The 12,322-nt window shown below is 67.1% G+C and carries 8 protein-coding genes; 5 read left to right on the forward strand and 3 right to left on the reverse strand.

Annotated elements, in window-relative coordinates; all coding sequences use genetic code 11:
- Positions 1 to 512: 512 nt before the first annotated feature.
- Together NQZ70_RS26490 and NQZ70_RS26495 are read left to right on the forward strand one after the other, a co-directional pair.
- Entirely contained in the window at positions 513 to 2,198 is a 1,686-nt protein-coding gene (locus NQZ70_RS26490) for a glycoside hydrolase family 43 protein (protein ID WP_129576694.1), read from the forward strand.
- A gap of 203 nt (positions 2,199 to 2,401) precedes the next feature.
- A complete protein-coding gene (locus NQZ70_RS26495) occupies positions 2,402 to 3,457 on the forward strand; it encodes a hypothetical protein (RefSeq protein ID WP_237244078.1) in 1,056 nt (351 codons plus the stop codon).
- Positions 3,458 to 3,974: 517 nt separating this feature from the next.
- Here the strand turns inward: NQZ70_RS26495 and NQZ70_RS26500 are convergent.
- From NQZ70_RS26500 to NQZ70_RS26510, 3 genes are all read right to left on the reverse strand, one after another.
- Complete coding sequence (locus NQZ70_RS26500; RefSeq protein ID WP_129576696.1) at positions 3,975 to 7,118, reverse strand: tetratricopeptide repeat protein; 3,144 nt, start codon at positions 7,116 to 7,118, stop codon at positions 3,975 to 3,977.
- A gap of 11 nt (positions 7,119 to 7,129) precedes the next feature.
- A complete protein-coding gene (locus NQZ70_RS26505; protein WP_129576697.1) occupies positions 7,130 to 8,662 on the reverse strand; it encodes a metallophosphoesterase in 1,533 nt (510 codons plus the stop codon).
- 96 nt (positions 8,663 to 8,758) lie between these two features.
- On the reverse strand, positions 8,759 to 8,881 hold the full coding sequence (locus NQZ70_RS26510; protein ID WP_257792724.1) for a hypothetical protein: 123 nt from the start codon (positions 8,879 to 8,881) through the stop codon (positions 8,759 to 8,761).
- Positions 8,882 to 9,652: 771 nt separating this feature from the next.
- Here NQZ70_RS26510 and NQZ70_RS26515 point away from each other — a divergent pair.
- The 3 genes from NQZ70_RS26515 (at position 9,653) to NQZ70_RS26525 (ending at position 12,312) form a co-directional block, all read left to right on the forward strand.
- Positions 9,653 to 10,903: a zinc-dependent alcohol dehydrogenase gene (locus NQZ70_RS26515; protein ID WP_129576698.1), complete on the forward strand. Its 1,251-nt coding sequence runs from the start codon at positions 9,653 to 9,655 to the stop codon at positions 10,901 to 10,903.
- 144 nt (positions 10,904 to 11,047) lie between these two features.
- Positions 11,048 to 11,977, forward strand: a complete 930-nt coding sequence (locus tag NQZ70_RS26520) for a hypothetical protein (RefSeq protein WP_237244079.1) — start codon at positions 11,048 to 11,050, stop codon at positions 11,975 to 11,977.
- Positions 11,896 to 12,312: a nuclear transport factor 2 family protein gene (locus NQZ70_RS26525; protein WP_061614382.1), complete on the forward strand. Its 417-nt coding sequence runs from the start codon at positions 11,896 to 11,898 to the stop codon at positions 12,310 to 12,312. Before NQZ70_RS26520 ends, NQZ70_RS26525 begins: the two co-directional genes overlap by 82 nt.
- Positions 12,313 to 12,322 lie beyond the last annotated feature (10 nt).

The following is a 12,322-nucleotide window of genomic DNA, read 5'->3' on the forward strand; positions in this document are numbered from 1 at the left end:
CGGCTTCGGCTTCGGATCGATCGGACCTCCTCGGCGAGGCGCGAACACGCCGTGGTCGATTGGAATTGACACCGACAATGTGAGCGCTCACAATAGGCCCGATCGGTACCCCTCTGCTGTAAACGTTCACGAATCGGATCGACAAACGAAGCAATTTCGCACACTTGCAAGACCAAGCGGGCTCATGAGTCCAATGCCAAGGATGGATGGGTTCGTAAGTGCCTGAAATTGCTAAAGAACGCGATCCGACCCGCGAACGGTTACCTTTTTGCTTAGCCCTGGATGGGTCATGCGCACCGAGACCTTCGTCATCCGATCGATCTCGATCTCGGCCCCGGCGCTGATTCCATTCGCCCGCTCGTCTCGGACGCGATCGCTGATGAGCTCTTGATGGGCTGGGCTGTCAATGCTGCGAAGCGCCCCAACGAGAAGCGCCGGAGAGTCATCGCCTGAGCGAGCTACGACATTCGGCACCGCCTAACGATTCTTCAGGAGAGCAGCGAGGACCAGAAATGGCCACGATCACGACATCCCTTCAGCATAAGCTCCTCATCGCGGCATCGTTGCTTTTTAGCACAACCGCGTTTCCGTCCGAATCCAGGGCAGACAACCCCATCGTACAGACCATTTACACCGCCGACCCTGCCCCCATGGTCCACGACGGGACCCTATACCTCTATACCGGACATGACGAAGACAGCGCCTCGACGTTCTTCGGGATGAACGAATGGAGGGTATATTCGTCCACGGACATGGTGAACTGGACGGATCGCGGATCGCCGCTGAAATACAAGGATTTCAGCTGGTCGAAGGCAGATGCCTGGGCGGGTCAGGTCGCCCACAGAAACGGGAAGTTCTATTTCTACGTTCCCACGACGAGCAGGACGCTCAACAGGATGGTCATCGGCGTCGCCGTGTCGGACAGCCCTGTCGGTCCGTTCGAAGACGCCCTGGAGCGGCCGTTGATCACCGCCAACTGCGGCGACATCGATCCGACGGTGTTCATCGACGACGACGGTCAGGCCTATCTCTACTGGGGAAATCCCAACCTATGCTACGTGAAGCTGAATGAGGACATGATCTCCTACGAGGGGGACGTCGTACGCGTGCCCATGACGGCGGAGAGCTTTGGACAGCGCACCGGGAGCGCCGAGCGACCGACCCTGTACGAAGAAGGTCCATGGCTCTACAAGCGCAATGGGATGTACTACCTGGCGTATCCGGCCGGCGGCATCCCCGAGTATATCGCCTACTCCACGAGCAGCAGCCCCACCGGTCCATGGACGTACCGGGGGGTCATCATGCCCACAGAGGGCGGCAGCTTCACCAATCACCCGGGCATCATCGATTTCAAGGACAACTCGTACTTCTTCTATCACAACGGCGCTTTGCCGGGCGGAGGAGGCTATCACCGCTCGGTGGCCGTCGAGCGATTCACCTACAACGCCGATGGTACCATCCCGACGATCACGATGACCGAGGAGGGCCCGCCTGGCGTCGGCACCCTCGATCCGTACGTCATGACGGAGGCTGAGACCATCGCCTGGGGCTCCGGCGTCGAGACCGAGGCATGCAGCGAGGGGGGAATGAATGTCACGTCGATCGAAGACGGGGACTACATCAAGGTGAAGGGCGTCGATTTCGGCCTCGGCGCGGCGTCCTTCGATGCGAGGGTGGCCTCGGCGACCGGCGGCGGCAGCATCGAGCTGCGCCTCGACAGCGCGACCGGCACGCTGGTGGGGACCTGCATGGTTCAGGGTACCGGCGGCGCCCAGACCTGGGTTACCAAGTCCTGTGCGGTCGACGGTGCGACAGGGATACACGATCTGTATCTGAAGTTCACCGGTGGGAAAGGTCCCCTGTTCAATTTCAACTGGTGGAAGTTCACTCCGCTCGACGCATCCAATCCGACAGGCGGCGGGGGCGGTCCGGACATGGGTGAAGGGGGAGCGACGGGCAGCGGCGGCTCGGGCGAGGGTGGGAGCGTCAGCAGCGCAGCGACGACCGGCAGCGGCACGGGCGGCGCTGGCGCCGCCCCACCTGACGGCGCCAGCGAGGACGAGGGCGGGTGTGGGTGCCGGGTCAAATCGGGGCCCAGCTCCCCGGCGGGCGTGCTCGCCGCCTTGACCGCGTTGGGCGCGATCGTCGCGCGGCGTCGTGCGCGAAAAGCCGGGCGGAGCGGGGCCGCCGCGAACTGACGGTGCCGGTGCCCGGAGCGAGGATCCAGCGGGCGCGCTCCCGGCAAGCATAGAGAATGCCGGGATCCGGCGCGGCTGGCTTTCAGAGCGCTGGGACCAAGGGGAGCAGGCACGGCGAACGCCGGCCCGAACCGCGCGCCGTCGCGTGGGACAAAAGCGTAGAGCGTAGAGAGGATGCGATGAGATCAGTTTTTGCTTTGGCAATGTGCGGCTTGCTGGCTGGCTCGTTCGTCACGATGGGTTGCGGCGATGACGACGGCAAGGGCGGGTCCGGTGGCGAAGGCGGAGCGGGTGGAGGCACCACGACGAGCAGCTCGAGCAGCTCGTCGACGAGCGGTACCGGGAGCGCGAGCGGCACGGGAGGAGCGGGCGGCGACGGCGGCGCGGGCGGCGATGGCGGCACGGGCGGCGACGGCGGCGCGGGCGGCGATGGCGGCACGGGCGGCGACGGTGGCGCGGGCGGCGCGGGCGGCGTCGAAGAAGTGGACATCGGTCCCGGTCCGGCCGAGGTCTGCTCGGGCTGCGCCCGGCTGGCCGTGCCGCTCACCGAGGCCGACACAGGGACGCTGTTCCAGTTCGACATGCCGGAGCTGATCGACCTGACCGGCGCCACCGTCACGTTCCGTGTGAAGGTGTACGCCGGCACCGGGGGTGGCGTGCAGACGTTCGTACAGAATGGCGGTGCACAGGCCTGGATAGGCATCCCGTGGGCGTGGACGGACCTCAGCAGCCTGCAGCAATGGACAGAGCTCACCATCGACGTCGACGCCGCTGCCGCTGCGGATGAGTCCAAGACGTTCGACAAGACCCAGGTGAGGCGCATCGGCCTGAGGGTCGACGCAGGTATCTCGGGGCCCTGGGCCAACCCGACCGTGGTCTATGTCGACTCCATCACGGTCACGAGTCCCGGCGGCACGGGTGGCGCCGGCGGCACGGGCGGCGACGGCGGCACGAGCGGCGACGGCGACGCCGGTGGCACGAGCGGCGGAGGCGGCGCCGGCGGCACGAGCGGCGAAGGCGGCGCCGGCGGCACGAGCGGCGAAGGCGGCGCCGGCGGCACGAGCGGCGAAGGCGGCGCCGGCGGCACGAGCGGCGAAGGCGGCGCCGGCGGCACGAGCGGCGAAGGCGGCGCCGGCGGCACGAGCGGCGAGGTGATTCACGTGCTCGGTCCGTTCGAGTTCACGAGCGATCTGCAGGGGTTGGCGATCGGTGACTACAGGATGGTGCCAGGCTCGAGGCTGGATCTCCTGGGCGAGTGAACCAGGCTGCCTGCGGCGCTCGCTCTCGCGCTGCTGCGCGGAGCGAGCGCCCGCGCCCGCCTCATCGCTCATAGCCATCCTGGGCGGTCGGGCAGCAGGAAGCTTCCGCGCCTCCGGGTTCGACGCGGCGTAGCTGGGCACGCGGCCCGAGCCCGTCATGGCGAGCGCATACCGCGGTCGTCGAGGCAGCGCCGCGCCCGGGTAGTGCTCACATTTGCCCGGAGAGAGTTCCACATGAAGGCGGGAAGGCGGGAAGATCATTGATCTTTCCTTCCCGCCTTCCCGCCTTCATGTTCAATTTTGAGCACTACCCGCGCCCGGAGCACGGCGCCCCCCGATGTCCGAAAAGTAGGCGTCCAGCCGCCGCTGGGCGGCGGCGTCCATTGTGTACTCCACGGCACGTCAGGCTGTGTGCCCCTACGGGGCGGCAAGCCCCGGTCCGCAGAAAGGCTCCAAATTTCCGGGAGATTCCTGGGGGCAGCATCGGCTCATCCCGCTCGGTCGCGACACGGTGGTGCTAAACGAGACCACCGAGGCTCCGGAGCCTCGCTGCAGCCCAGGCCGCGCGCTCCTCACGGCCGAGCTCCCTGCTGCTAGCGAAGAGCGCCGCCAGGGCGAATCGATGGAGCGGGTCGAGCTGAACGGCCTTCTCCGCGCTGCTCGCCGCATCTTCGAACCGCGACATGGCGATTTCGGTCGCCGCCAGCTCGACCAACGCATCGGCATCGGCGGGGGCCAGGCTCACCGCGGCGAGCGCGTGCTCGCGTGCTCCGGTGAGATCTCCTGCAGCGCGGAGCATGTTGGCAAGCCGCTTTCGGTGGCCGGCGTCGTACGGCTCCGCTTCGACAGCGGCCTCCGCGCGCTCGCGGAGCTTCCGCTCGTAATCAGGTTCCAGGTACGCCAGGTCGATCGCCATCGATGCCGTCATGACGCCGGGCGCGATCTCCCGGAGCTCCTCTAAGAGGGCGTCTAGGAAGCGCGGGGTGATCTTGTCGTAACCCTTCTCCTTGGTCACGCTGCGCTTCTGAAAGATCCAGGCGGTCCGATCTGGCGAGAGCGTGGTCCGCTCCCTGGCGTTCGTCAGAAGGACCCTGGCCGCGAAGCCGTCGCGAGGCGCCACTTCGAAGCCAACCTTCTCACAGGCCGCTCGGACACGGTCCTCGACGCTCGCGTCCTCGACCTGGACCAGCAGCAACAACCCGGCCGATGTGTAGTCGGTGATCTTCAGGCCGGTCGCGGCTGTCACCTTCTCCGCGAGGTCGATCAGGTGCTGGGCAGCGGCGGGCGCGGTTTGGCTCCGTCCGTCGCAGAGCCTGCAATCGATCTTGTATCCTCGATCGCGGTTGGTCAGGATGTGGAAGCCGCACCGAGCGCACTGCGTGAAATAGAACGGTGTGGCCCTCAGCTCATTGTTCATTCCGTACGCCGGCATCTTCCGGACGATGTCCCGGTAGCCGCGAAGAAATTGCTCGACATAGTCCGGCCGCCGAGGATCATCGTAGAAGTCCAGAGAGAAGCTGCGCATATCGGCGTACATCCGGACGTTCATGTAAGGGAGGATGGACGTCCGTCCAGGGGGCGATGTCTGCTCCTGAGCATCGCTCGGCGCCCTCGGGGGCTCGACTTCTGGCGGGCTCGCCTCTGCGCTCCGCGATTCCGGGCGGCGGCCGAACCAGACCGCCGCGATCATGCAGAGAGCGGCGATCAGGGCGAAGGGGAGCGCTGGGAGCTCCGGGACGAAGGCAAGGACCACCGCGACCGCCGCGCCCGCAACCGGCAAGACCCAGCCATGACGGCGCCGGGTCAACGGCGTCGCGGCGCTGTCCTGCGCGGCGTGTAAATCGCGCGACCCTTCGGATTCCTCATTGGACACGGGCGAATGCGATGGCAGGTGCGACGTATCGCCGCCCTCGGATCCGGCACCGTCGTTTACGAGCGACTCCTGTATCTGCTTCAGCCCTTCGCTCCCGAAACGAGCCTTGATCTCGACGGTGATGCGGGCCGCGTCCTGCGTGCGGCGGAGATTCAAATAACAGACCAATAGCCGCGCGTACAGCTCGAGGTCGTCACCCGCACCTTGCTGGAGCGCGAGCTCGAGCGACGTTGCTGCATCGTCGAACGCGTCGAGACGGTCCATGAGCGTGGCGGCCAGCATGACGCGCAGCTCCACCATCTCCGGCGCCAGCGCGACCGCGCGCCGCAGGTCGGAGACTGCCTGCGCGTGCTCGCCCAGCATGCAGCGCGCGATGCCGAGGTTCGCCCATGCGCGCGGCTCGCCCGGATGCTGGCGCACGAGGTTCGCGAGGATATTGACGGCCTTCTCCGGCTCCTGGGCTGCGATGTGCACGGTCGCCAGGTTGGCGGAGACCTTGACGACCATCGAGTCCGGGACGACCGAGAGGAGATCATCGAGGACCTTCTCCGCCTCTTTCACGCGCCCGAGCCGCTTCAGGGACAAGGCGAGGTCATTCATGCAGTTGAAGCGGGAGAGATCATCGAGACCTTGGTCCAGAGCTCGCTCGAAGCTGGTGATCGCGTCTTCGTCGCGGCCAGCCAATGACAGGGCGTCGCCGTAGCGGATCCAGAGGCCGCCGTCGCGCTCTCCCTCTGGGACGCTCTCTACCTCCTCGAGGGCGAGCTCGACCTCGCCGAGCTTGAGCAGCGTGTCGATCAGCCAGCCGCGCATCATCTTCTGCAGCTCTGCGAACCGCGCGCGGGCGTCGACCTCGTCGACGACCCGCATGAGGTGTTCGATCGGATCACCTTCGATGCTCTGCAGGATCGTTTTGGTGACCTCGGCGAACGAGCGCGGACGGGCCTCGGGCGCCTTGGCCACGCACGACAGCGCCACCGCCACGAGGTGCCGCTCCACCGGGTCGGCCAGCGCTGGGCGCTCCGGCTCGGCCCCGAGATGCGCGGCCTCCCACGAGCCCCGGTCGTGTCCGTCCAGCGGCATGCGACCGGTCACGAGCTCGAACAGGATCACACCGAAGGCATAGATGTCGACCGCGGGTGTAACGGGGGCCCCTCGCCACACTTCTGGAGCGCGGTAGGGATACGTCGTGGCGAGCTCTGCACCCTCGCTGCCTTGCACACGCGAGAGGCCGAAATCGCTCACGAACCCTCGCCCGTTCCAGAGGAGGATGTTCTCCGGCTTCAGGTCGCCGTGGAGGATGCCAGGGATGCGGTCCTGTGCGGCCGCCAGCCCGCGCGCGATATCGAGCGCCCATTGCACCTTCTCCTGCCGCGAGGCACGGCCGGAGCGTATCGCGTCGTGCAGCGTGACGAGGCCCTCGGGCCCTGGTCGTACGTGCGGCATGACCACGAATGGGCGCCCCTCGAAGTGCAGCAGCCCGAGCGCGGGGAGGATTTGGGGTAGGCCCGAGAGCCGCATCCAGTGCACGATCTCCCGCAGGAAGGCGCGGCGCGTCTCCGGGCTGAAGAAGAACGACTTCGGGAATGTCTTCAACGCCAGTGTCGCGCCGCCCTCTCCAACGGCTCGGCAGAAGTAAACCTCTCCCATGCCACCGCGCTTGATGCCCAGGATTTCATAGTCCTTGCCCAGCATCCCGATCGACCGGGCTGTGGCGGGCGCGGGGTGGGCGTCGCCGTCCGCGATTTGCGCGGCTGCCTCGAGGAGCGGGTTCCAGGGCGTGGGCATCGATACGCTCCTCAGAGATCCAGGAAGGGAGTGCCGTGGTCGGGCTTGGTGTTACGTACCAGCTCCACCAGGTGCTGAATCCCGTCGGCTCCGTACTTTTGTCGCAGCTGGAGGGTGGTGTTGCTCGGCGTCGTCAACAACCCCAGAAGGAGGTACCGCTCGTCGACGAACGCGGCGCCATCAGCGGCAGCGGCGCGATACGCGTTCTTGATGTCCTCCCGCTCGCTCCATCGAACTTCGACGAACCGCCCCGAGGCGGGTGTCAGCGCGACCATCGCGGAGGAGAACGCTCTCTCCAGGTGGGCCGCCGATCCCGGACTGAACCGCTCCAGACATGCAGCCGCGAAGCTCGGCTTGGAGCGAAGCAAAGCCAGCCAGAGATGAGGGGTGTGGAGCGACACATCACGCTTCCGGACGTGCTCTTTGGTCTCCTCGAGCAAGGAGAGCAATCGGTTCGCAATCGAGATCCCAGCCGTCGTAACGTCGGCGTCCTTTTGATGCTTTGCAACCCACGCAAGCCGCCCGTTCGGCGCGGAGCGATAGATGGATCCATCGTCGTGCCAATGCCCCTCGGGCGACCATGAGCGATAACGCAGCTCACCGCCGCGCAGGCTCCCGAGCTCGTCGAGCTCGATGGTGATGAGCTCGCAACCGTTTCTATAGAGCGCTGCACCCCAGCCTTCGTACATCGAACCGGCAGCGAGCTGTGGCAGCCGTCCGTCCGGCGTGTCCAGCGTCTCCACGCGCGAGTGATGGAGGTGACCACGCAGCACTACGTCGGTGTACTGCGCTAGGAAGTTGCGGCTGGCGTCGCCGTCTGCCAGGTCGGAGAGTGGGTGGTGCATGAGCGCCAGGCGTACGCCGGGGAGCCGCTTGCCTCGCCCGTCGGTGCACAAGCTGAGGATCTGGTGTGGGGTGAGGAGGAGATGCCCGGCGTCTGCGTCGTCTCCAGCCAACCAGGCCGTATCGAGCCCAATGACATGAACGGGGAATGGAAGGTGCGGGAGACTCAGCGTCGCACGGTAGCCTAGACGGCCATGCGGCGAATGCGCTGGCAAGAGCTCATCACCGTGAACGCTCCTTACCCAATCACGATAAGCGGACTGACGCAATAAGATCTCATCGCGCCACGCATCGACGAGACCGGGTGGCGCGCCAATGATCCCGGCCATCCAGCGCGAAATCGCGAGAGGGTCGCTCTTGGGGATCAGCTCGCGCAGCTTCTGCCATGTTTCCCGTGCGACCAGGCGCGCCACGTCGTGGTTGCCAGGGACAATGAAGACGCGATCGCTATCGAGCCCGAGGCGCGCACGCGTGGCCTCGACAAACTCGCTCGCCGCGGCGTACTCTTCCGGCTGCCCCCAGTCGGCGATATCCCCGGTGATGCACAAGAGATCGACAGCGCCCTCTAGGCGGATGGCGTCCAGGTTGTCGAGCCACGACTCGCCAAGCACCAGATCTCGGAAAAAAGGCTCCTTTTCACGAAGGCCCCGGAAGTGAAAGTCGGAAACGTGAAGAACTCGCAGATAGCAGGAAGTGCTCACATTCAACTCCGGCGTCCAGTCGAACGGGGTCGGTCCCGGCCTCGAGGAGCGCCATGATACCAGGGGGCATTGTGGCGTAAAGCGTGGCGCGGCGCCTCACATCCGGTACGCCCCGCGAGTGCACTGCGCCGGGTCGGTGAGCTCGAACGGCTCGACGTAGCGCGCAAGCATCGCCGCGCCCCCCCTCGCGCCGCCGGACGGGCTCCCCAGGTCACCCATTGTGCGGCTGCTTCATGCGTCGCCTGCAAGAAGGTCCGCGCATGGAAGCCTCGCTGCCATTCGTGGCGCCTGCCACCCGATCGATTCTGCGACGCCCCCGTGACGGCGGCGGCAGCTCCTCGGGCTCCAGGGAGGTAGAAATCCAAAAGTTTCGGGAATGCCAAGCCGAACTGGCCATCGAACCCGCCGCGCGCGCTTGGTTCTCGACCGGCCTCGGCGGCGAAACACGCGGAAGCCATGAAAATCGCTCCTATTTCCGGCGGCCACTCGATATCGACCGGTTTTTCTGGCCGGATTTCTGCCCCACGGCAGTCGCGAAGCATCCCTCCCCGCACCGCCGGCGGTCCTCCCGGCAAGCTCAGCTCACCTCCCGCACCGCCGACGCTCCATCCGGGCTAGCTGAGCTTGCCACCAGCACCGCCGACGGTCCTCCAGAAACAACCCCGCTGCACTTTCCGCACCCCATTGTCCCTCTCCGAGACAAATCGCCACGGCCGTCCCTCCGGAGGAGCACCCCGCCGCACCGACCTCGGCAGCACGCCCCCGGCGCACCACGCCACTCCTGCCCGCACCACCACGGCGCCCCGCCCGCTTCCTCGGTCGCTCCCCGCATCCTTCCGGCCTCGCCCCCGCCCCCTCCCCTCGCCCTGGCACGGGATCGGCACAGACAGCCCGCGTCGGACCCCTCAGCCATCTCAGCAGCGCACCGGTCCGCGCCTTCCGTGGCAGCCCGGCGCGCGATCCACCCCTGAAGGGAGAAAGCGAGATCTCATGAAGGCGGTAGTGTTTCACGGCATCGGCGACATCCGGATGGACGACATCAAGGAGCCCAAGATCAAGGAGCCGACCGACGCCATCCTCCGCATCACGGCCAGCGCCATCTGCGGCACCGACCTCCATTTCGTCCGCGGCACCATGCCGGGCATGGTCCCGGGCACCGTGCTCGGCCACGAGGCGGTCGGCGTCGTCGAGGAGCTCGGCAAGGACGTCAGGAACCTGAAGAAGGGCGACCGCGTCGTCGTGCCGTCGACCATCGCCTGCGGCTATTGCTCGTACTGTCGCGCCGCGTACTACGCGCAGTGCGACAACGCGAACCCGAACGGCAAGCACGCGGGCACCGCCTTCTTCGGCGGCCCCAAGATGTCCGGCCCCTTCGACGGCCTCCAGGCCGAGCTCGCGCGCATCCCGTTCGCCAACGTCGGCCTCGTCAAGCTCCCGAACGGCGTCAGCGACGACCAGGCCATCCTCCTCTCGGACATCTTCCCCACCGCGTACTTCGGCGCCGAGCTCGCCGAGATCCGGCCCGGCGACACCGTGGCGGTCTTCGGGTGCGGCCCCGTCGGCCTGTTCACGATCGCAAGCGCCAAGCTCATGGGCGCAGGCCGCATCATCGCCGTCGATCAAGTGCCCGACCGCCTCGAGATGGCCCGCGACCAGGGCGCCGAGACCGTCGACTTCTCCGCCGAGGATCCGCTCGTCGCGATCCTGCGCCTCACCGGCGGCATCGGCGTGGACCGGGCGATCGACGCCGTGGGCGTCGACGCCGAGCGCCCCCACGACGGCCCCGCCCACAAGCAGGCAAAGCACGACGCCAAGGCGTTCGACCTGGAGGTCAAGCAGATCTCCCCCGACGCGCGGACCAAGGGCGACACCTTCCGCGCCGGCGACGGGCCGTCGCAGGTGCTGCAGTGGGCCGTCCGCTGCGTGGCCAAGGCAGGGACCATCTCGGTCATCGGGGTCTACCCGCAGACCTCGCGCACGTTCCCCATCGGCGAGGCGATGAACAAGAACCTCACCCTGCAGATGGGCAACTGCAACCACAGGAAGTACATCCCGAAGCTCGTGGACCTCGTGCAGACCGGCCAGGTGGATCCCACCACGATCATCACGAAGCAGGCGCCCCTCACGTCCGCGATCGACGCGTACAAGGCGTTCGACCGGCGCGAGGCCGGCTGGGTGAAGGTCGAGCTGCGCCCGTCGGCGGCCGGGACCCCGGCCAACCTGAACCGCGCGGTCGCGTAGCTCCGTGCGTCAGAAATCCCGCCAGGGATTTCCGCGACAGCGAGAAGGGGCCGGAAGATAGCTCGGCATTTCCAACACTTTCCGTCTGTCTTTCCGCCGAGCGGGGCTCGGCCGTGGCCCAACGCGGCGGTCGCGGCGGTCGCGGTGGAGCGCGCCGATCTCCCGCTGTTCTGCGCGGCGGTCTGCGGTGTCGGTCCGCAAGGCGCGTTCGTGCAGCAGTATCGCTTCGCGATCCTCGAGGGGGGCAGCCGAGCAGCAAGGGCGCCGGGCCTGCTGACCATGATCCAGCTCGCCAGCGCCGCTGGCATCGTCCCCGGCATCTCGCTCTTCGGCCTGCTGGAGGGGCGGACGTCCAGGTACATGCCCGCTGCCCTGCTGATGCTCGCGGCGCTCCAGCTCATGGCGGCGCTCTCGTTCGCGGCGTACGGGCCGCAGGAGGCGCGCGCCGCCGAGGCCTCCGCCGCGCCGGACGCGCGCGCCCGCGCGCTGTACTGGCCCATGGTGGCCATGGGCGCGGGCGCCTTCCTGGTGATGAGCCTCCTCATGGTGCCGACGCCGCTCCAGATGTGCGGCGTCGAGCAGCGCTCGGTCCAGCAGGCGAGCTGGGTGATCCAGGTGCACCTCCTGAGCATGTACCTGCCCTCGCTCTCGGTCGGCGCCCTCCTGAAGCGGATGTCGATCGCGCAGCTGCAGGGCGTGGGGCTGCTGTTCCTGCTCGTGGGGTTTCTGGTCAGCTGGGTTCCGGGGTTCGAGGGGGCACCTGGTCGGCTGGCGCTGGTCGGGGTCGTGTGGTGTTACGTGTTCGTGACCGCGACGACCCTTGTCGCGCGCAGCCGCCCGGGCTCCGAGCGCTTTCGCGCGCAGGGCGTCGCGCGTCGCCTCCGGGGTGCTGTATGCTCGGCCGAGATCAGGCTCGGATCGGTACGGGAGCAGCGGAGCGCATGGAGTCCTCGGAGAGAAAGCCGGCAAGTCCAGAAGATTCGGTTCGCCAGATGCTCGTCGAGTTCGCGCGCGCCTTCGAGCGAGGCGACGTGGACGCGTTATGCGACATGTTCGTACGTGACGATGCCCTGATCTTCTACGGCACACACGACAAGCTGCACTTCACGCGCTGGGCCGAGATCGAGGCCTCGTTCCGGCGGCAGAGCGAGATCCTGAAGGACCTCGTGTGCAGGATCACCGGCGATGTCCAGGTGCGTCTGCTGGCCGGGGGAGCGGCCGCCTGCGCCGGGACGGCCGGCTTCGGTATCCACGCCACCATGGGCGGCGTGCGCTTCGACCTGCCCGCGCTCCGACTGACCTGCACGGTGGAGCGCCACGGGGATCACTGGCGGTTCGTGCAGCTCCACCTCTCCGTGTCGGACAGGCCGTTCCTCGACAGCGTGGGCCACGTGCTCGAGAGCGCCTGAGAGCGCCTGA

Source organism: Sorangium sp. So ce836, assembly GCF_028553905.1.
Lineage (GTDB): Bacteria > Myxococcota_A > Polyangia > Polyangiales > Polyangiaceae > Sorangium > Sorangium cellulosum_D.

Bases quoted from the DNA above. Each gene is read 5' to 3' on its own strand.
- NQZ70_RS26490 (WP_129576694.1), top strand. From the start codon at position 513: ATGGCCACGATCACGACATCCCTTCAGCATAAGCTCCTCATCGCGGCA.
- NQZ70_RS26495 (WP_237244078.1), top strand. From the start codon at position 2,402: ATGTGCGGCTTGCTGGCTGGCTCGTTCGTCACGATGGGTTGCGGCGAT.
- NQZ70_RS26500 (WP_129576696.1), bottom strand. From the start codon at position 7,118: ATGCCCACGCCCTGGAACCCGCTCCTCGAGGCAGCCGCGCAAATCGCG.
- NQZ70_RS26510 (WP_257792724.1), bottom strand. From the start codon at position 8,881: ATGGGTGACCTGGGGAGCCCGTCCGGCGGCGCGAGGGGGGGCGCGGCG.
- NQZ70_RS26515 (WP_129576698.1), top strand. From the start codon at position 9,653: ATGAAGGCGGTAGTGTTTCACGGCATCGGCGACATCCGGATGGACGAC.
- NQZ70_RS26525 (WP_061614382.1), top strand. From the start codon at position 11,896: ATGCTCGTCGAGTTCGCGCGCGCCTTCGAGCGAGGCGACGTGGACGCG.